The following is a 20275-nucleotide window of genomic DNA, read 5'->3' on the forward strand; positions in this document are numbered from 1 at the left end:
TTGCTCAATCCGGTGGCCAGACAACGTCACTCCGTGACGACCCTATTCAGGTTGCCAGCGCGCTGCCCCCGTTTTGAAGAGACCACATTCGATGCCAAAGACCATGCCGCTGCTTCTCTCCGCAGCGTTCTCCGCTTCCCTGTTCCTCGGCCTCTCCTCGACATCTTCGGCCGGACAGGCGAGCTTCCTGATGGACGCGCAGACGGGCCAGGTGCTGGCAAGCGCCAATCAGGACGAGCTGAACTACCCGGCGTCGCTAACCAAGATGATGACGCTCTACCTGGCATTCGAAGCCATGCATGCCGGCCGCCTCGTTTGGGATCAGAAGCTCACGATGTCCGAGAATGCCGAGAGCAAGGAGCCCTTCAAGCTCGCCGTCGGCGCCGGCCGCAAGGTCACCGTGCGCGAAGCCGTCGAGGGTATCATCGTTCTCTCGGCGAATGACGCGGCCGTGGCGATCGCCGAACAGCTCGGCGGCTCGGAAGACGCGTTCGGAAAGCTGATGACCGCCAAGGCCCACCAGCTCGGCATGACCAACACCACCTTCAAGAACCCGTCCGGCCTGCCCGATCCGGAACAGATGACGACGGCGCGCGACATGGCGACGCTCGGCGCCGCGCTGATCCGCGACTATCCGGAAGAGTTCAAGATGTTCTCGATGCGCGGCTTCCAGTTCCGCGGCATGAAGCTGCGCGGCCACAACAATGTCATGTATCGCTATCAGGGCGCCGATGGCATCAAGACCGGCTATACGGATGCATCCGGCTATAACGTCGTGACCTCGGTCAACAAGGACGGCCGCCACGTCGTCGGCGTTGTCATGGGCGAAAAGACTGCAGCGATCCGCGACGACAAGATGGCCGCCATGCTGGACGCTGCATTGATCGGCGCTCCCGCCGCGGCGACGGCGTCGGCCGATCCGGCGGCAGCCAGTGCCGCCGTTCCCGCGAACTGATCGCTACGCCGGCTGCTTCACATCGGCAGCCGCGAAATGTGCGAGTTGGTCCGCATGGGCCTTCGCAAAAGCCGGCCGCGCCGTCGCGCGCTTGACATAGGCGCGGCAGGCCGGAAAGGCCGACAGCCCGTCGAAACGATCGACGAGGCGCAGCACATCCGCCATCAGGATATCGGCGACGGAAAACCGCCCGGCCAGCCATTCGCGCGCGGCAAGCACCGCCTCCATATGCTTCAGTCTGGCCTTCAGGAAGGAATCCAGGCTTTTCCAGGCCGGCGTATCGCCATCCTGCCCGGAGAAGATCATGATCGTCCAGGGCAGGCTTGCCGCCTCGACGGAGTTGAGCGCTGCAAACAGCCACTCCAGCGCCTCACTGCGGCCCTTCGCGTCACCTGGCATTAGCGCTTCGCTCTTGCTACCGAGATGCAGCAGGATCGCGCCACTTTCGAAGATCGAGAGATCGCCATCGGTCAGCCACGGCACCTGGCCGAACGGCTGATGCGCGAAATGCTGCGCATCGCGCTTTGCAAAGGGTATGCCCGCGACGCGGTAATACAATCCCGCCTCCTCCAGCGCCCAGCGCACGCGGATATCGCGCACATAGCCGCGCGGCAGATCGGGAACCCAGTCGAAGGTGGTGAGGACGAGGCCGGTCATTCTATGTCTCCTTGCTATCTCCTTAGCAAAGGACGTCCCGGCACGTCATGTTCCGACACCGGCAGCCGATTTTTCTCGCCGTATCAGATCGACTGGAGCGTCCAGTCGACGATCTCGGTCGTCACTGCCGAGAAGGACCGGTCGAGCGACTTAATCATGCCCTCGGCTGCACCTCCAGCCGGAGCAGCAGCCCGGAACACCTTCTGGGCGCGCACCGTGCCGTTGCGGTCGTTGAGGATCTTCGCAGAGATCTCGACCACCGCCTGGCTGCCCTTGCTGCTGTCGATCTCGAAGGCGCGAATATCGGTCACGACCTGATAGTCGATCGCCAGTCCCTGGCCGGGCTTGCCGACGCCGCCGAACTTGCCGGAATTCTCATAGGCCTCGACCAGCTTCGACTGCACCATGCGGGGCAGCTTGTCGCTCCATTGCGAGCGAGCCAGATACTGGATCTCCGAGGGTGAGACGCGAACGACGATCTGCTCGCTGTTCAGTGCCGCGAGCGCCGTTGGCTCCGGCACAAGGATCTGGCTGCGCTTGGCGGCCGGACCGGCACCGCTGCCGACGGCCGCCGACAGATCGTAGGTGTCGTTCTTGGCGCCCGTGCCGCAACCGGCAAGGGTCAGCGCCACCAGCGGCAGCGTCAAGGCTGCTCTCGCCAGCAATGAACGGCGCGCCAACAGATGCGATACGGCCATATTATGCTTCCCCTGCTTTTCTCATATCGAAATCAACGGCGCGAGCGGCCGTCGGTCTGCTTCACCGTATCGCCACCGAAGATCAGGCGCTGCGGGTTTCTGTCGAAATTGCTGATCGCGTCGTTGAGGTTCTGCACCGTGTTGCGCGTATCGTTGACCAGCGACTGCACGTCGCGCAGCCCGCCGCTCGAGAACTTCTGCAGATTGTCGGCGATCGGCCCGATACGGGCGTTCAGATTGTCGGCAACCTTCTTGAAGGATTCCAGCGTGTCACGCGCTTCGGCAAACAGCGACTGCGAATTGTCGGTGCCGAGCAGCGCATCGAGCTTGATCAGGATGCCGTCGACGCGCGTCGAAGCCGAGTTCAGCTTGTTCGCCATCTGCGAGACGTCTTGGATCGTCTGGTTGATGTCCTTCTGGTGCGACGAGACGGTATTGGCCACATCGCGGATCGACGCGACGGCAACGCGTGCATCCTTGGTCGCCTGCGAGATATCGTCGACCGAGCCCTTCAGCTTCTGCGGATCGATCTGCGCCACCAGCGTATCGACGCGATCAAGTGCGGACTGCGCCTTCTTGCCAACATCGTTGAAGGTCGTTGCCGTCTGGTCGAACTTGTCGATCGCGCCCTTCAGACCGCCAGATGCGTCGGCGATGTCCTTGCTGACTTTCTCGGCATTGGCGAGGATCGTATCGATCTTCTTGGCATCGACGGCCTTCACCAGTGCCTCGACGGCAGCCAGTGTCGAATCCACCTTGCCGGAAACGTTGCGAACCGTCTCGGAAAGCTGGCCCACACTCTGCAGGAAGCTGTCGATATTGCCGGAATTCTTGGCAAGCGCATCGGAGAAGGTCTCGGCATTCTGCAGAGTCTTGGTCAGCGGCCCGCGCGCGTCCTGTACGAAGCCCTGAACCTGGCCGACGGCGTCATTGGCGCGGTCGAGGATCTTGTCGGCCGTGGCGAGCAGGTTGGTCACGCTCGACTGGTCGGCGACGATCACCGCACGCTTGCCTGAATCGATCGACTTCTGGAGAATGTTCTCTTCTCCCACCTTGCCGCCCGACATTTCGATATAGGCAGCACCGGTCAGACCCTGGATTTCAAGGATCGCTTTGGTCGAAGGGTAGATCGGCGCATCGACGCGCACTTCGGTGAAGGCCAGCGAATATTGCGGATCGTCGGCATCGATCGACAGCGACTTCACCGAGCCGACCTGAATGCCGTTGAAGCGCACCGGCGAACCGACGCTGAGGCCGTTGGCCGATCCGGGAATACGCACGACAAGCTCGGCCATCGGGCCGCTGCGGCCATATTCCGCCATCCAGTAGACGAAGCCGAACGCCGCTGCGATCACCAGAACGGTGAAGATGCCGACAATCGTATAGTTCGCTTTGGTTTCCATCGTCTCCGGTCACTTCCCGCGGCTGTCGTGACTGCCCGCGCGCGAGGCGCCGACAGTCTCTTCCTGCGGCACGATCGAGCGTGCGCGCTTGCCCTTGAAATAGGACTGAACCCACGGATCATCGTAGGCCAGCATGTCGTCGATCGTCCCTTCCACCATTACCCGCTTCTTTCCAAGCACGGCAATACGGTCGCAGACGGAAAACAGGCTGTCGAGGTCGTGGGTCACCATGTAGACGGTGAGCCCCAGCGTATCGCGCAGCCTGGCAATGAGATCGTCAAATTCGGCAGCACCGATAGGATCGAGACCCGATGTCGGCTCATCGAGGAAGACGAGGTCCGGATCGAGCGCCAAGGCGCGAGCAAGCGCCGCGCGCTTGATCATGCCGCCAGACAGTTCGGACGGATACTTGTCGGCAGCGTCCGCAGCCAGTCCCACCAGCTTGATCTTCAGATGCGCCAGCTCGTCCATCAATGACTTCGGCAGATCCAGATATTCGCGCATCGGAACCTGGATGTTCTCCTTGACGGTCAGCGACGAGAACAGCGCGCCCTGCTGGAAGAGAACGCCGAGGCGCATGTCGAGCGAGTTGCGCTCGCTCTCGTTCAGTTCGTCGAAATTCTGACCGAGGATCTCGATCGATCCCGAACGGCGCGGCAAAAGACGCAGGATCGTGCGCATCAGCACCGACTTGCCGGTACCGGAAGCGCCGACGAAGCCGAGGATCTCGCCGCGGTAGATATCGAGGTTCAGCTTATCGAGGACGATCTTCGAGCCGAATCCGACCGTGACATCGCGTGCCGAAAGCACGATGTCCCGCTCTTTTTCTCCGCCCGTTTCCGTCTGTTGCTCGTTCACGCTCAAACCCTAGAAATTGATGGCCGCATAGAAGATGGCGAAAAGCCCGTCCATGAGGATGACAACGAAAATCGCCTTAACGACCGCAGCCGTCACATGCTGGCCGAGCGATTCGGCACTACCGCCGACCTTAAGCCCTTCGACGGCGGCGACAATGCCGATAACCAGCGCCATGAAGGGCGCTTTGATCATCCCGGCAAGCACGGTGGACAGCGTCACCGCCTCGTGGAGGCGCGACGTGAAGGTGGCGAAGGTGATGCCGGAATAGGCCCAGGCAACGGTCGCAGCCCCAAGCAGCGATGCGAAATTGGCGAGCACGGTCAGCAGTGGCAGCGCAACGGTCAGCGCCACCAGACGCGGAAAGATCAGCACGCCGACCGGGTTGAGGCCCATGACCTTCAGCGCATCGACCTCTTCGCGCATCTTCATCGAGCCGATTTCGGCGGTGATCGCGCTGCCCGAGCGGCCTGCGATCATGATCGCCGTCAAGAGCACGCCGATTTCGCGAAGCTGCAGAATGCCGACGAGATCGACGACGAAGACCTCGGCGCCGAAATAGCGAAGCTGGAAGGCTCCCTGCTGCGCGATGATCGCGCCGATCAGGAACGACATCAGCAGGATGATCGGCACGGCGCGAACGCCCATATGATCTATCTGGTTGACGATCGAGGCCGGCGAAACGCCGCTGCCGCGGCCGAACTTCATCTGCGCACCGCGCACTGCGGAACCGAGAATATACATCGCTGCCGCAAAATTATCCCACAGATCGTAGGCCATCTTGCCGATAGGCGCAAAAATCCTCTCGGGGAGCGATCGCTTCTTCGCGGGTTCGGCTTCCTGCTTTTCCGGCCGCTGCGAGAATTCCTCGATCATCTCGTCGATATGCTGATTGGTGCCCTCGAAATGCACCTGACGGCCGGCGGCCTCCTCTTCGAGCTTCAGCCGCACCAGCAACCAGACGCCCGCAGTATCGATATCGGTGACATCGGAAAGATCGAGCGTCAGGTCGCCGTTACCGCGAGACAGCGCTTCGAAATCCTTGAGAACGGTGTGGATGTTGCCGCTGCGCCAATTGCCTTCGAGACGCACCAATCGCCCGGAGCCGTCGGCTTGGTCGTCCACGTGGAGTGAGGCGGCTTTGCTGGGCTCGGGCTTCAAAATGCTTGTGTCTTTCAGGGCTTGCGGCGACATTGCCGACTCGCGAAGCATTGCTCACGCCCGGCGGGTTAATATACCCAAGACCCGCAGAATTTCCATGCTTTCAGGATTGCAAATATGCCACGGTCCCTCGAAATCCAAATGAATTCATTCCCGATCGCGGGCACTTTCACGATATCGCGCGGCGCAAAGACCTCCGCGGAGGTGATCAGCGTCACGCTGAGGGAAAATGGCAGAATCGGTTGGGGCGAATGCGTGCCCTATCGCCGCTACGGCGAGACGATGGAAAGTGTCGAGGCACAGATCGAAGCGGCACGGCCGTTGATCGAGGCCGGTATTTCAAGAGATGACCTGCAGTCGGCGATGGCGCCTGGTGCTGCCCGCAATGCCGTCGATTGCGCCCTTTGGGATCTGGAGGCCAAGCTGACCGGTGCCAACGTCGCCGCCGCCATCGGCCTTGCGGCGGCGAAGCCGTTGACGACTGCCTACACCATTTCGCTCGGCGAACCCGAGGTGATGGCGGCACAGGCGCGGGAACATGCCGGACGCGCGCTGCTGAAAGTCAAGGTCGGCACCGGCGATGACGAAAGCCGCATCCGCGCCGTTCGTACCGCCGCCCCGAACAGCATGATCGTCCTCGACGCGAATGAAGGCTGGCCCGAAGCGGCGCTGGAGCACCATCTGCGGATCTCCGCCGAAATGAACATCGCACTCGTCGAGCAGCCGCTACCGGCCGGCAAGGACGAGATGCTCGCGGTGATCAAGCGGCCCGTCATCGTCTGCGCCGACGAGAGCGTCCATCACACCGGCGATCTCGCCAGCCTCCGCGACCGTTACGATGCGATCAACATCAAGCTCGACAAGACAGGCGGTCTCACGGAGGCACTGGCGATGAAGCGCGAGGCGCAGCGGCTGGGCTTCCAGATCATGCTCGGCTGCATGGTCGGCACATCGCTCGCCATGGCGCCGGCCGTGCTGCTGGCGCAGGATGCCGAATTCGTCGATCTCGACGGACCCTTGCTGCTCGCCAGGGATCGTGAGCCCGGCCTGCGCTACGAAGCTTCCCTCGTCTTCCCGCCGGACAAAGAGCTTTGGGGCTGAAGGTAATAGGCGACGAACACCAGCGCCATGCCGATGGCCGCGACCAGCGCCATGACATAGTAGCTGGCGAGGCCGAGCCAGGCATACAGATAGCCTGAAGCGAGCGTCATCAGGCCCAGGAACATGCCGTTGTAGAAGAAATAGGCGCCCTGCGCCGAGGATTCCTGCGTCGCCTGCACCGAAGCCACGATCCGCCGCTGCACCCCCGTATGCACGAAGGCATAGGTGCAGGAATGGAAACATTGCAGGAAGAAGAAGCCGGCAAAGTCCCAATGCATCGGGAACAGGATCCAGCGGCAGATGCACATGGCGCAGCCGAAGCGGATCAGCGTCCAGGCATTGAAGCGGCGGCTGAGATGCTTCGAGACGAAGAACACCAGCACCTCGGAGGCGACGCCGGCACTCCAGAGAATACCGACCTGCGTGCCGGTGAAGCCGAGCTGATGCCAATAGATGGATGCGAAGGCATAGAGCAGCGCGTGGCTGGACTGCTGGATCGCCACGCCCCAGAGCAGCACCAGCAGATGCGGCTGACGCAGCGAGCTGCCTGTTGCCTGCTGCAGATCGACAGGCGTATTGCGGCGCCGCGTCGGGCCGATACGCGGACAGTAGATCGCCATCGCCATGGTCATCGCAAAGCCGAAGATCATGACCGGCAGCACCATATCGCCACCCCACACGCCGATCATTTCGCCACCGATCATCGTCGAGACGATGAAGGCGATCGATCCCCAGACGCGCATCGATCCGTAATCCAGCCCCCAGCGCCGGACGCCCGAAATGACGATCGATTCGACGATCGGCACATAGGGCGCAAAGGTGGCGCCCTGGACGCTGTAGACTATCAGCACCGGCCAGAAGCTCGTCGTCCAGTAAAGTGCGATCGCCGTCAGCAGCGACAGCCCGCCAGACCATAGGAGCACATCGGCGCGCTCCTTCATCCGGTCGGCATACATCGCTACGACAGGTGCCACGAGGACGCGCACGACCATAGGCACGGCAAGGATGACACCGATCTCATGATCGGTGAATTTGTGAACAGCAAGCCAGACAGGGAAGAATGGAAGCGCGACACCGTTGACGATCAGCGGGGCGCAGTAAGACAGGGCGCTGAGCAGCCGGAAACGCGGCGGAGCCCCCTCATCGGCAGAGGCATTCTGGGCGGGAATCATGGTGAACCTGCAGGAAACTGTGCGCTGCCTAACACATCAACCTAGGGGCGACTATGGCGAGAAATAGCCCATTTGAAACGTTCTAAAAAATAAATAGGGCCGTTGCCCGGAGGCAACGGCTAAATGTCTTGCAATATGGCGGGTTGAAAATCAGGCAGCCTGCGGCGCGCGCTCGGGCTGGTGCGTCAGCTTCAAAGTCACCGGCTCGCTGCTGGCGATCGCATTCCAGGTGATCAGTTCGAAAGTGCCGTCCTCATGCTCGGCAATCGCCGTGCAGCTCTCGACCCAGTCGCCGGTATTGATGTAGCGCACGCCGTCCATCTCCTCGATGACAGCATGGTGGATATGACCGCAGATGACGCCGTCGGCGCCGCACTTGCGGGCCTCGTCGGCGACGACGCGCTGGAACTCGCCGATGAAGTTGACGGCATGCTTGACCTGAAGCTTGGCCCAGGCCGAGAACGACCAATAAGGCATGCCCATGCGGCGCCGGATGGCGGCCAGAACGATATTGATGCGGATCGCCATGTCATAGGCCCAGTCGCCGAGATAGGCGAGCAGGCGGGCATTGCGGACGACGACGTCGAATTCGTCGCCATGCAGCACCAGATATTTCTTGCCGTCGGCGCCCTCGTGCATCATCCGCTCGGCCACTTCGATGCCGCCGAAATGCATGCCCGGGAAGTCGCGGAGAAATTCGTCGTGATTACCGGGAATGTAGACGACGCGCGTACCCTTGCGCGCCTGGCGCAGCAGCTTCTGGATGACGTCGTTGCAGACCTGCGGCCAGTACCAGCTGCGCTTCAGGCGCCAGCCATCGACGATATCGCCGACGAGGACGATCGTGTCTGCCTCGTGGTGTCGCAGAAAGTCGATCAGGAAGTCGGCCTTGGCAGCCTTGGAACCGAGATGCACATCGGAAATGAAGAGCGTACGGAAGTGTCGCGTATCCATGTAATCCATCACAGGCATCCTGCCCGTGCCCCATCGTTCATCTGGCCTTCCAAAATCAGACTCGTGTTTCAGGAAGATGACAGCGCGGTTGTTTGACGCATGCCCCGGGCATGAGAGTTTTCCGCTTTCAACCTCAAATTCCCGCTGTCCCGCCGCACCGATTGTTGTATGGAGAAGGCTTCAAACGACATGACTGCGGTATTGGAGAAGGCAATGGATAATCAGGACAAATCCAAGACGGAGAAGAACCTGACAGGTGGAACTCTTGACGAACAGGCGCTGTTCTTCCACCGCTATCCCCGCCCCGGCAAACTCGAAATTCAGGCGACCAAGCCGCTCGGCAACCAGCGCGATCTGGCGCTTGCCTATTCGCCTGGTGTCGCCGCGCCGTGTCTCGCGATCCGCGACGATCCGGAGACGGCCGCCGACTACACCTCGCGCGCCAATCTGGTCGCCGTCATTTCTAACGGCACCGCCGTTCTCGGCCTCGGCAATATCGGCCCTCTCGCCTCCAAGCCGGTGATGGAAGGCAAGGCCGTTCTCTTCAAGAAATTTGCCAATATCGACGTCTTCGATATCGAGGTCGATGCCTCGACCGTCGAGCAGATGGTCTCGACCGTCGCCTCGCTGGAGCCGACCTTCGGCGGCATCAACCTCGAAGACATCAAGGCGCCGGAATGCTTCGAGATCGAACAGCAGCTGCGCGCAAAGATGCGCATTCCCGTCTTCCATGACGACCAGCACGGCACCGCGATCATCGTCGCCGCCGCCATCCTCAACGGCCTGGAACTGGCCGGCAAGTCGATCAGCAACGTCAAGATCGTCACGTCTGGCGCTGGTGCTGCGGCGCTCGCCTGTCTCAATCTGCTCGTCGAACTCGGCGCCAAGCGCGAGAACATCTGGGTCCACGATATCGAAGGCCTCGTCTACGAGGACCGCAACGTGCTGATGGACCAATGGAAAGCCGTCTACGCGCAGAAGAGCGATACCCGCACGCTCGCCGAAAACATCGGCGGCGCCGATGTGTTCCTCGGCCTCTCTGCTGCCGGCGTTCTGAAGCCGGAACTGCTCGAGCAGATGGCCGAAAAGCCGCTGATCATGGCGCTCGCCAACCCGACGCCGGAGATCATGCCGGAACTCGCCCGTGCCGCCCGGCCGGACGCGATGATCTGCACCGGACGCTCGGACTTCCCGAACCAGGTCAACAACGTTCTCTGCTTCCCCTTTATCTTCCGCGGCGCGCTGGATTGCGGCGCCGAGGAGATCAACGAAGCGATGAAGATGGCAGCCGTCCGCGCCATCGCTGGCCTCGCCCGTGAAGAGCCGTCCGATGTCGCCGCCCGCGCCTATTCCGGCGAAACGCCGATCTTCGGACCGAACTACCTGATCCCTTCGCCCTTCGATCCGCGCCTGATCCTGCGCATCGCGCCTGCTGTCGCCAAGGCAGCGGCCGAGAGCGGCGTCGCACGCCGTCCGATCACCGATTTCGACGCCTATCTCGACCAGCTGAACCGCTTCGTCTTCCGCTCCGGCTTCATCATGAAGCCGATCTTCACGGCCGCCAAAGCCGCCGAAAAGAAGCGGGTGATCTTCTCCGAAGGTGAAGACGAACGCGTGCTCCGCGCCGCTCAGGTTCTCATCGAAGAAGGCATTGCCGAACCGATCCTGATCGGCCGTCCGCAGGTCATCGAAACCCGCCTGCAACGCTACGGCCTGCGCATCCGCCCGCTTTCCGACTTCGCCGTCATCAACCCGGAAGACGATCCGCGTTTCCGCGAATATGTCGATCTCTATCTGTCGCTCGTCGGCCGCCGGGGCGTCATCCCGGAAGCGGCCCGCACGATCGTGCGCACCAACACCACCGTCATCGGTGCGCTGGCGCTGCGCCGCGGCGAAGCAGACGCGCTGATCTGCGGCCTCGAAGGCCGTTACGAGAAGCACCTGCGCGACGTTCGCCAGATCATCGGCAAGCGCAAGGATGTCCGCGATTTCTCGGCACTCAGCCTGCTGATCTCGCAGCGCGGCGCCACCTTCTTCACCGACACCTACGTTACGTTCAATCCGAGCGCCGAGGAAGTGGCGGAATCCGCCGTTCTGGCTGCCGAGGAAATCAAGCGCTTCGGCATCACGCCGCGCGCCGCCCTCGTCTCGCATTCCAACTTCGGCTCGCGCGAAAGCGAAAGCGCAACGAAGATGCGCGGTGCCTTGCAGCTGATCCGTGATGCCGCCCCCGATCTCGAAGTCGATGGCGAAATGCATGGTGAGAGCGCAATCGCCGACGAAATCCGCAAGCGCGTCATGCCGTCCACCACGCTGCATGGCGAAGCCAACCTGCTGGTCTTCCCGAACCTCGATGCCGCCAACATCACGCTCGGCGTCGTCAAGTCGATGACCGACGGCCTGCATGTCGGCCCCATCCTGCTCGGCACGGCGCTCCCGGCACACATCCTGGCACCGTCTGTCACTTCGCGCGGTGTCGTCAACATGGCGGCTCTGGCCGTGGTCGAGGCCCAGCAGCCGGCGTGATTTGCCGTCGATCGGAAAAATGCGTTAGGATTCCTTCGTTAGCTTGTTAACGGAAGGCAGCTAGACAGAACGGATGCGGCAAATGCTCTGCCGCTTCCGGTTTACTATGCTGCGGGATGATACCGTGAAACGCCGAAGCCTGACCCTTGCTCTCTTTCTCGCTGCTGCCGCGCCCGCGGCGGCGCAGACCAGCGCGATCTGCGAAGATCTGCGCGGACGCCTTGCCGACCTGCCGCAGGTGATCGGCAACGGCCCGGAGATCCGCCAATATGCAAGCGCCATAGCCGAACAGAACCTCGAGCTCCGCAAGCTGCGCAACGACCTGCGCAGCAACGGCTGCAGCGTCGACAGCATGGTTGTCATCGGCGGCGAGAACGACCGCTACTGCAGCGACCTGCAGGAATCGGAATCGCGGATGATCGACAACATCCACTATCTCCAGGACCGCCGCAATCAACTGCGGGRGGCCGGCGGCACCGGTGTCAACGAACGCCGCGAACTGATGGCCGCCCTCGACGATAACGGCTGCAACGACGATCCGGGCTATCAGCCGGACGAGCGCGCCTATGTCCCGGCGCCAAGCACCGAAGAACAGGCGATGCGCGGCGATACCTTCATTCCGCTCGGCAACGGCGAGGAAGGCAACACGCAATATGGTGTGCCGCGCGGCGAGATGATGTCGCATGTCAGCACCATGTGCGTGCGCAGCTGCGACGGCGGCTTCTTCCCGATCAGCACCAATGCGACCTCGATCGATTTCAGCCGCGACGCCTCGACCTGCTCGAAAATGTGCCCCGGCATCGAGACCGAGCTGTTCTATCAGGACGTCTCCAACACCGACGCGGCCAACATGATCTCAGCCGCGACTGGCGCGCGCTACAGCGCCATGCCAAACGCCTTCGCCTACAAGAACCGGGCGCCCGGCGAGAAATCCTCCTGCAGCTGCAATCTGACCGCCTATTACGAACAGATGCGCAAGAACCAGACGGTCAGCGCGCCGCCGCCAAAGGGCTCGATCACGACAATCACCACCAAGCCGCCGGCAACGGCAGCCCCCGCACCGGCTGCGCCGCAGGCACAGGTACCGGACCGTCCCTACGACCCCGGCAACAGCAAGGTGCGCCAGATCGGCCCACAATTTCTCGCGGGCGACCAGGGCAGTATCGATCTGAAGAACCCGGCCACCTCAGGCCCGCAGCCGCAGCAGCAACAGCGGAATTAGCGGCGGCCCCAGCCATCGCGGAAGATCAACTCGTCGAGCGAAAGCCGCTGCCGCCAGCCTTTGACGGCCAGCTCGGGCTCGCTATGGAGCGTATCGACATAGCCGATGCAGAGCCAGGCGACGATCTCGACATGCTCGGGCACGCCGAGAATGTCCTTGAGTTCGCTCTCATGGAAAATGCTGACCCAACCGACGCCGATGCCTTCGGCCCGTGCTGCGAGCCAGAGGTTCTGCACCGCACAGACGGTTGAATAGCTATCCATCCGCGGATTATGCGTCCGCCCCAGCACGACGTCACCGCTGCGTGACGGATCGCAGGTGATGCAGATGCCGAGCGGCGCCTTGAGGATGCCCTCGAGCTTCAGGGAACGGTATGTCGCCTGCCGCTTACCGTCGAACATCCCGGCAGCCTCGCGGTTAGCCCGGTCGAAGGCATTCCACACGCGCTGGCGCACACCGGCACCTTCGACGACGATGAAATTCCAGGGCTGCATGAAGCCGACCGAGGGCGCGTGGTGTGCGGCCTCAAGCAGCCGCATCAGCACATCGGATGGGATGGGATCAGGCAGAAACTGGTCGCGCACATCGCGCCGGGTCATGATCGCCCGGTAGACGGCGTCGCGCTCGTCAGCGGAAAAGGCAGACGCGCCTTCAAGCGCATCCTTGTTCATGGGCCGCATCGTCAAATCCCCAACAACGCAACCGCCCCGCCGTCCGCGCGGGATCAGTCTATGATGCCAGGCCGGTCTTCTGACTTGGCGTCATCCGCCCGCCGCAGCCTTCCCGGTGTCAACCAGTGGCATGATGCGGCAGGCGTCGGCCTTACAGCGTTGGGCACGTTCCGGGCTCGCACCGGATTCCCGATTCTCCCGCGGCAAGCGGGCACCTGACAAAAGCCTCATGCCCGCTTTTACGAGACGCTTCAAGTAGCCGGGAAATACCGGACATAGGCAAACTCGTCACCTTCTGGTGACCAGCAGGGAACATTGATCGTGCCCTGCCCGCCGAACAGCTCGAACAGCGTCGTCAGATTGCCGCCGTCCATATCCATCAACCGCAGCCGCACATGCAGGTCGCGCGGATGATCGAAGACGTCAGCGCCGTAGGAAAGCAGCAGCACCTTGTCGTTGGTGGGCGCCGGATGGGCAAACCAGTTGCCGTAATTGTCATGCGTGACCTGCTCCAAACCGGTCCCATCGGGATGAATGCGCCAGATCTGCATCAGCCCCGTGCGGCTGGAATTGAAATAGATCCACTGCCCGTCAAAGGAATAATCCGGCCCATCATTGCGCCCCTCGCCATGCGTCAGACGCCGCTCGGCGCCGCCATCGACGGAAATCGTATAGATGTCGAAGAGATCGCCGCGGATGCCGCAATAGGCGAGTTCCTTCCCGTCGGGCGACCAGCCATGCCAGTAGGACGGCAGGTTTTCGGTGATCTGTTTCGGCGCGCCGCCTTCCGACGGTAGCGTATAGATGCAGGATTTGCCGTGCTCGGTCTTGTCGGAAATCACATACTGCCTTCCGTTGGGCGAAATGCCGTGATCGTTGTTGCAGGCAGTGGCAAAGCCGGTATCGACCTGCTGCAGACCGCCCTCACCATCCGGTGACAAACGGTAGAGAAGGCCATCACCGTTCAGCAGCAGGTAGCGGCCATCGGGTGAGAAATTCGGCGCCTCGATCAGCTGCTCCGTCTGGAACACCACCCGGCCCCGACCAGTGCGGATATTGTAGATCTCGACCGAACTGCGCATGCATACCTCCCGCATTGTGCAGCGGCCCGGCCCTCAGCCGTTCCGCTTCATTCTGATTTGCATGCGGTTTGTGCCATGCATTCGCATTTCGATAAAGTCACATTGCTTCAGAAGCGAGCTGAGGTTCGTGGCATCAAAACGCTGCGCCTTGAACTCCGGATCGACCTGCCGCAACAGCGTCCCGAGTTTCGCGATATCGAGCCAGCCTTCGCCCTGCAGCTTGGCCGCCTGCAGCGCCTGGGTGATATAGGGCCGGATATTTGGAGAGGGCTGCAGCGCAATCACCTTCGGCAGCGCAAAGGTGGAATTCGCCTCACCAACATTGAGCTCGAAGAAATCGTCGAAGGACTGCCGCAACAGCGCCGATGCGTTGGGCGCGCCCAGTCCGATCGCCTGCTTGCCGCGCATGCGGATACGCATCGCCAGATGGCCGACATCGCGGTCGCTGCTGGCGATGCAGAAAAGATCGATCGCCGAACCGGCCAGATATTCCATTGCATCGATGGCAAGCAGGATATCCGCACCGTTCTTGCCGGAATGCGAGCTCACAGCCGTCTGCAGGCTGAGCGCCTGACGTCCGGCCTCCGCGATCCACGGCTGCGCCGCCTCGTTCGTGAAGTCGCCATAGGCCCGGCGCTCGATGAGACGTCCGTATCCGCCGGCGATGCTGATGATCTCTCCCGCACAGCGCGCCGGCAGGTTTTCCGTATCGATGAAGACGGCGACCTTGGTTTCCCGCATGCTCAAACCTCCCGCGTTTCCAAAACATAGAAACGCGAGAAGAGACTGCCGTCAGCAGCTTTCGGTTGATCGGGTTAACGATCGCTAACCACGATCCCTAAAACGGTTGGTGATCGGATAGCGGCGGTCGCGGCCGAAATTCTTCTTGGTGATCTTCACGCCGGGCGCCGACTGGCGGCGCTTGTATTCGGCAAGATAGAGCAGATGCTCGATCCGGTGCACGGTCGCGACATCGTGGCCGCGCGCGACGATCTCATCGACGCCCATTTCCTTCTCGACGAGGCATTCGAGAATGTCGTCGAGAACCGGATAAGGCGGCAGCGAATCCTGGTCGGTCTGATCAGGCCGCAGTTCGGCAGAGGGCGCCTTGTCGATGATGTTTTGTGGGATCACCACGCCTGATGGGCCAAGCGCATCCGGCGGCACATGCGCATTGCGCCAGCGCGAGATCGCATAGACCTGCATCTTGTAGAGGTCCTTGATCGGATTGAAGCCGCCGTTCATATCACCGTAGAGCGTCGCATAGCCGACCGACATTTCCGACTTGTTGCCCGTGGTGACGACCATCGAGCCGAACTTGTTGGAGATCGCCATCAGGATCGTGCCGCGGGCGCGGCTCTGCAGGTTTTCTTCGGTGATGCCACTATCGGTGCCTTCGAAGAGGTCGGAGAGCGCCGAGGTAAAGCCGGTCACCGGCGCCTCGATCGGCACGATGTCGTAACGGCAGCCGAGCGCCTTGGCGCATTCAGCGGCATCCTTCAACGAGTCCTCGGAGGTGTAGCGGTAGGGCAGCATGACGGTGCGCACCCGCTCCTCGCCCAGCGCATCGACGGCAATCGCCGCGCAGATCGCCGAGTCGATGCCGCCGGAGAGGCCAAGCACGACATTCTTGAAGCCGTTCTTGTTGACGTAGTCGCGGAAGCCAAGCAGGCAGGCGCGGTAGTCGGCCTCCTCCTTCTCCGGAATATGCGACATCGGTCCTTCACTGCAACGCCATCCATTGTCGCCGCGCTTCCAGGTGGTGACGGCAAGCGCCGGTTCGAACTGGCTCATCTGGAAGGCCAGCGACTTGTCGCCGTTGAAGGCAAAGCTCGCGCCGTCGAAGACCAGTTCGTCCTGGCCGCCGAGCTGGTTGGCGAAAATCAGCGGCAGGCCCGTTTCGATCACCTGACGCAGTGCCACCTGATGGCGCACATCCACCTTGCCGCGATAATAGGGCGAGCCGTTCGGCACCAGCAGGATTTCGGCGCCGCTTTCGGCCAGCGTCTCGCAGACGCCGAGATCGTTCCAGATCTCCTCGCAGATCGGCACGCCGATCCTGACGCCACGGAAATTCACCGGTCCCGGCATCGAGCCTTCGGCAAAGACGCGCTTCTCGTCGAATTCGCCGTAATTCGGCAGATCGATCTTGTCCCGGAACACCAGGATCTTGCCGCCATCGAGCACAGCGACCGAATTGTGCCGCCCGGTCTCGCCCTGCCGCGGGAAGCCGACAATCAGACCCGGTCCGCCATCCGCGGTATCGGCTGCGAGGTCCTCGATGGCCTTGAGGCAGGCCTTCAGGAATGCCGGTTTCAGCACCAGATCCTCGGGCGGATAGCCGGAAATGAACAGCTCGGTCAAAAGCAGCAGATCCGCGCCCTGACGGGCCGCATCGGCGCGTGCCTCGCGGGCTTTGGCAAGATTTCCAGCAACATCGCCGACCGTTGGGTTGAGCTGGCCGACGGCAATCCGGAGCGTGTTCAAGGGAGCGTTTTCCTGTGTCATGTCATCTATTTAGCGCGCGCGCGTTCGCCCCGCAACGTGTCCTGCCATGAAAAGCCGCCGGGTCTGCTCAGACGAAAATTCAAATCTTCGGGAAAAGCAAGGAAACATTAACGGTTCATCTAGCGTTCATGGCGGGCATGTGACAGTTCGGTGAAGGTTTTATGACGCCGGGATGACGGCGGGAATGACATTGGAGTCCGCCCTTGATCGCGTTGGTCATGAAGTCCGCGCAGGCCAGACGAATGGCGCTGCTTTCCGCTGGTCTCGGCGCGAATGTCCGCTCTCCCGCCGCCCGAGCCGCCCTCAGCATCGCATTCACCTTTTCGATGGCACTGCTCAGCGTCATCGCCGTCGAATGGATCGCCCGCAGCACGCTTGCCGATGTCGGCGATTTCCTGACCTCGACGGCCCGCCCCGGCATGACTACCGTCGTCATGCTGACGATCCTGATGCTGACGCTCGATGCCGCATTCGGCCGCCGCTATCTCTCGGCGCTGGTGCTCGTGCCCCTCGTATTGATCCCGGCCTTCGTCTCCAATCAGAAGCAGCATTACCTGTCCGACCCCTTCTATCCCTCGGACATCCTCTTCGGCCGGCAGATCATGGAATTGCTGCCGGTGATGGTGCGCGACCGGCCGGTCACGGCGGTCGCGATCGTCGTCGGCCTCGTACTGCTCGCCGCCGGCATGGTGTTCGGCTGGCGCTATGCTTGGCACACCTTCCCGAAGCTGTCGAACCAGGCACGCCTGCGCCGCCTCTGCCTCGGCTTGCCCGTGATCGCCGCCTTCGGTTCGCTGATGGACTATTCGCAATATTCCTATATCCGCGATCGCCTGCAGGTCGTGCCGATGATGTGGGACCAGAAGGAAAACTACCGCAGCAACGGCTTCATCCTGGCCTTCATCTTCAATGTGCCGATGGCCGATGTGGCAGCCCCTGCCGGTCTCAACGCCGAAGCGCTCGATGCGATCCCGGCCCGCAACTACGGCTATCTCGCCGGTCCGCGTGAAAAGCCTGATGTCATCATGCTGATGAGCGAATCCTTCTGGGATCCGACGCGACTGAAGAAGCTGAATTTCAGCGCCGACCCGATGCCTGTTATCCGCGCCTCGCAGTCCGGCTATGTGTTCTCGCCCGAATTCGGCGGCATGACCGCCAATGTCGAATTCGAGGCGCTGACAGGCTTCTCCAATGCCTTCCTGCCCTATGGCAGCATTCCCTATCAGCAATATATCCGCCGCGACGTCCCCTCGCTTGCGACCTTCTTCCGCGGCGAAGGCTATACGGCACGCGCACTCCATCCCTTCAGCGGCTGGTTCTGGAACCGCAACGAGGTCTACAAGGATTTCGGCTTCGAGGAGTTCCGCACAGAGGAAACCCTGCCGCCGATGGAAAAGCGCGGCATCTTTGCCTCCGACGACTCGCTGATGAAGGAAATCATGCGCGAGGGCGACGGACTGGATAAGCCCTTCTTCTTCTTCGCTGTCACGCTGCAGGGACACGGCCCCTACGAGGCCAACCGCTACGCCCATAACTCGATCGATATCCAGGGCGACATTCCGGAAGCCGACCGCGCAACGCTCGCGACCTATACGCAGGGCGTCAAGGAAGCCGACGACAGCCTGAAGATGCTGATGGACTGGGCCTCGCACCGCGACCGCGAGACGATCATCGTGCTCTGGGGCGACCACCTGCCGCCGCTCGGTAACGTCTACATGAGCGCCGGCTACATGCCGGACCAGGTCGCCACCCGCAAGGCGCCGCTCGATGTGATGAAGCAGCAGCACGAGACGCCGCTGGTGATCTGGTCGAACAAGAAGGGCGTCAAGCAGGATGTCGGCACCATCAGCCCATCGCTGATCTCCTACAATCTCCTGAAATTCGCCGGCTTCGAGCATCCCTATTACACCGGCTTCCTCGGCCGGGTGCAGAAGAAATATGACATCATCGACCGCTACCAGCTGGCAACGCGCAAGAACGAGGTGACGCCGGACTGGGTGCTCGATCCGAAGAAGCTCGATCCCTTGGTGCGCGATTACCGCTACCTGCAGCACGACGTCATGTTCGGCAAGGCGCAGACGCTCGACCGCTTCTTCCCGCAGCATGTGATGGTCAACGAAGCCAGCTACTGAGCAGCTAAGACACTAATTCGCATTGCATTCAGGCCATCAGCGGGAATACTGGCTCCGACGCGATACAGCATCGGAGCCTCGAATGTATAACCTCCCCAATTTCATCCACACGCATTTCGGCAAGAGTGCCGACGAACTCGGCGACATTGAGAAGCGCGTGCTGCAGAAGGCGCATGAACGGAAGATCATCTCCACCAACGTCAACGCCGTCCTTTCGGCCGAGTCGTCCTTCGGTCAGCGCATTGCCGATGGCATCGCCCGCGTCGGCGGCTCCTGGTCCTTCATCCTGACCTTTCTGGCCTTCCTGGTGATCTGGACTGTCATCAACACCATCATCCTGGCGACGGGCGCCTTCGACCCCTACCCCTTCGTCTTCCTCAATCTCATCCTCTCGATGCTCGCCGCCATCCAGGCACCGATCATCATGATGTCGCAGAACCGTCAGGCCGAGCGCGACCGGCTGGAGGCAGCCAAGGATTATGAGGTGAACCTGAAGGCCGAACTGGAAGTGCTGGCGCTGCACCAGAAGATCGACATGCGCGTGCTGACCGAGCTGACCTCTTTGCGCGAGGACGTCGCCAGGCTCAGTGCCGCGCTCGATGCTAAGCGCATCTAGGCGCTTTCGGGATATTGCGGCAGGCCGTCGTTAATCTCGTAGAAATCGGCCTTGTCGGCGCAGTAGATATGGTAGCTGATGGACAGCCCGCTCGGCTGATCGAAGGCACCGGCAAGAATCGAGACCGTGTCAGCGCCGGTGCGCTGCCAGAACAAGCCCGATCCGCAATTGCGGCAGAACCCGCGCTCTGCCGCATCGCTCGACTGATACCAGTGCAAAGCCTCCCGGCCGTCAATGACAAGCCCCTCAAGCGGGACGTCGGTTGAGGTAAAATACAACCCCGTCTGCCGCCGGCACTGCGAGCAATGGCAGGCAATGACAGGCCCCGGCTTGCCAGTGCCCCGAAACCGCACGGCGCCACAGGCGCATCCTCCAGCATAGTCTCCGCTCATTGCCGCCGTCTCCATTTGCACTCCTGCGGAAACTGACGGCAGACGGCGAAGGGGTCAAATCCAATCTGTTGATGGAAAAGCTCAGTGTTTTTGATGGTTTGAAAGATCGCCCCGCACTGGTCGAGTCAGGCCCTCTCCGGCCGAAAGCCATCGGGAGTTGCATGGAAAAA

At 61.7% G+C, this 20275-nt stretch carries 18 protein-coding genes and 1 riboswitch; of the genes, 6 read left to right on the plus strand and 12 right to left on the minus strand.

Going from position 1 to position 20275, the window contains the following annotated elements; genetic code table 11:
- Window positions 1–91: 91 nt before the first annotated feature.
- Entirely contained in the window at window positions 92–955 is an 864-nt protein-coding gene (locus tag AC1DNK_RS20345; RefSeq protein WP_477943074.1) for a D-alanyl-D-alanine carboxypeptidase family protein, read from the plus strand.
- Window positions 956–958: 3 nt separating this feature from the next.
- Here the strand turns inward: AC1DNK_RS20345 and AC1DNK_RS20350 are convergent, their stop codons facing one another.
- The 5 genes from AC1DNK_RS20350 to AC1DNK_RS20370 all read right to left on the minus strand — a co-directional run bounded on the left by AC1DNK_RS20350 (window position 959) and on the right by AC1DNK_RS20370 (window position 5762).
- The gene (locus tag AC1DNK_RS20350; protein ID WP_477943075.1) at window positions 959–1612 is read right to left on the minus strand and encodes a glutathione S-transferase family protein; all 654 of its coding nucleotides are present in this window, start codon (window positions 1610–1612) and stop codon (window positions 959–961) included.
- 83 nt (window positions 1613–1695) lie between these two features.
- The gene (locus tag AC1DNK_RS20355; RefSeq protein ID WP_112516076.1) at window positions 1696–2310 is read right to left on the minus strand and encodes an ABC-type transport auxiliary lipoprotein family protein; all 615 of its coding nucleotides are present in this window, start codon (window positions 2308–2310) and stop codon (window positions 1696–1698) included.
- A gap of 32 nt (window positions 2311–2342) precedes the next feature.
- Window positions 2343–3713, minus strand: a complete 1371-nt coding sequence (locus tag AC1DNK_RS20360; protein ID WP_112387216.1) for an MlaD family protein — start codon at window positions 3711–3713, stop codon at window positions 2343–2345.
- A 9-nt stretch (window positions 3714–3722) separates the two neighbouring features.
- On the minus strand, window positions 3723–4571 hold the full coding sequence (locus AC1DNK_RS20365; protein ID WP_477943076.1) for an ABC transporter ATP-binding protein: 849 nt from the start codon (window positions 4569–4571) through the stop codon (window positions 3723–3725).
- 9 nt (window positions 4572–4580) lie between these two features.
- The gene (locus AC1DNK_RS20370; RefSeq protein WP_477943077.1) at window positions 4581–5762 is read right to left on the minus strand and encodes an MlaE family lipid ABC transporter permease subunit; all 1182 of its coding nucleotides are present in this window, start codon (window positions 5760–5762) and stop codon (window positions 4581–4583) included.
- Between the two features lie 84 nt (window positions 5763–5846).
- Here AC1DNK_RS20370 and dgcA point away from each other — a divergent pair, with 84 nt between their 5' ends.
- Window positions 5847–6830, plus strand: a complete 984-nt coding sequence (gene dgcA / locus AC1DNK_RS20375; RefSeq protein WP_477943078.1) for an N-acetyl-D-Glu racemase DgcA — start codon at window positions 5847–5849, stop codon at window positions 6828–6830.
- On the opposite strand, the gene AC1DNK_RS20380 is transcribed toward dgcA, so the two are convergent.
- Together AC1DNK_RS20380 and AC1DNK_RS20385 are read right to left on the minus strand one after the other, a co-directional pair.
- Entirely contained in the window at window positions 6782–8002 is a 1221-nt protein-coding gene (locus tag AC1DNK_RS20380; RefSeq protein ID WP_477943079.1) for an MFS transporter, read from the minus strand. The genes dgcA and AC1DNK_RS20380 overlap by 49 nt on opposite strands.
- A gap of 150 nt (window positions 8003–8152) precedes the next feature.
- Complete coding sequence (locus AC1DNK_RS20385; protein WP_112387475.1) at window positions 8153–8956, minus strand: UDP-2,3-diacylglucosamine diphosphatase; 804 nt, start codon at window positions 8954–8956, stop codon at window positions 8153–8155.
- A gap of 213 nt (window positions 8957–9169) precedes the next feature.
- Between AC1DNK_RS20385 and AC1DNK_RS20390 the strand changes: the two genes are divergently transcribed.
- A complete protein-coding gene (locus AC1DNK_RS20390) occupies window positions 9170–11482 on the plus strand; it encodes an NADP-dependent malic enzyme (RefSeq protein WP_112539269.1) in 2313 nt (770 codons plus the stop codon).
- A 124-nt stretch (window positions 11483–11606) separates the two neighbouring features.
- Window positions 11607–12704 carry a DUF2865 domain-containing protein gene (locus tag AC1DNK_RS20395; protein WP_477943080.1) on the plus strand — a complete coding sequence of 366 codons (1098 nt, stop codon included), beginning with the start codon at window positions 11607–11609 and terminating at the stop codon, window positions 12702–12704.
- Here the strand turns inward: AC1DNK_RS20395 and bluB are convergent.
- The 4 genes from bluB to AC1DNK_RS20415 form a co-directional block, all read right to left on the minus strand.
- Window positions 12701–13384, minus strand: coding sequence for a 5,6-dimethylbenzimidazole synthase (gene bluB / locus AC1DNK_RS20400; protein ID WP_477943081.1), 684 nt, complete (start codon window positions 13382–13384; stop codon window positions 12701–12703). The two genes, AC1DNK_RS20395 and bluB, sit on opposite strands and share 4 nt — an antisense overlap.
- 43 nt (window positions 13385–13427) lie before the next feature.
- A riboswitch (cobalamin riboswitch) is annotated at window positions 13428–13609 on the minus strand.
- A gap of 17 nt (window positions 13610–13626) precedes the next feature.
- A complete protein-coding gene (locus tag AC1DNK_RS20405; RefSeq protein ID WP_477943082.1) occupies window positions 13627–14457 on the minus strand; it encodes a TolB family protein in 831 nt (276 codons plus the stop codon).
- A 33-nt stretch (window positions 14458–14490) separates the two neighbouring features.
- The gene (locus AC1DNK_RS20410; protein ID WP_477943083.1) at window positions 14491–15198 is read right to left on the minus strand and encodes an NYN domain-containing protein; all 708 of its coding nucleotides are present in this window, start codon (window positions 15196–15198) and stop codon (window positions 14491–14493) included.
- An 84-nt stretch (window positions 15199–15282) separates the two neighbouring features.
- Complete coding sequence (locus AC1DNK_RS20415) at window positions 15283–16965, minus strand: NAD+ synthase (protein WP_112387209.1); 1683 nt, start codon at window positions 16963–16965, stop codon at window positions 15283–15285.
- Between the two features lie 242 nt (window positions 16966–17207).
- Here AC1DNK_RS20415 and AC1DNK_RS20420 point away from each other — a divergent pair, with 242 nt between their 5' ends.
- Window positions 17208–19097: an LTA synthase family protein gene (locus tag AC1DNK_RS20420; RefSeq protein ID WP_477943084.1), complete on the plus strand. Its 1890-nt coding sequence runs from the start codon at window positions 17208–17210 to the stop codon at window positions 19095–19097.
- An 82-nt stretch (window positions 19098–19179) separates the two neighbouring features.
- Window positions 19180–19713 carry a DUF1003 domain-containing protein gene (locus AC1DNK_RS20425; protein ID WP_112387207.1) on the plus strand — a complete coding sequence of 178 codons (534 nt, stop codon included), beginning with the start codon at window positions 19180–19182 and terminating at the stop codon, window positions 19711–19713.
- Here AC1DNK_RS20425 and AC1DNK_RS20430 read toward each other — a convergent pair.
- Window positions 19710–20105 carry a GFA family protein gene (locus AC1DNK_RS20430; RefSeq protein ID WP_477943143.1) on the minus strand — a complete coding sequence of 132 codons (396 nt, stop codon included), beginning with the start codon at window positions 20103–20105 and terminating at the stop codon, window positions 19710–19712. The two genes, AC1DNK_RS20425 and AC1DNK_RS20430, sit on opposite strands and share 4 nt — an antisense overlap.
- Window positions 20106–20275: the final 170 nt, after the last annotated feature.

Source organism: Rhizobium sp. 01N424, assembly GCF_056399485.1.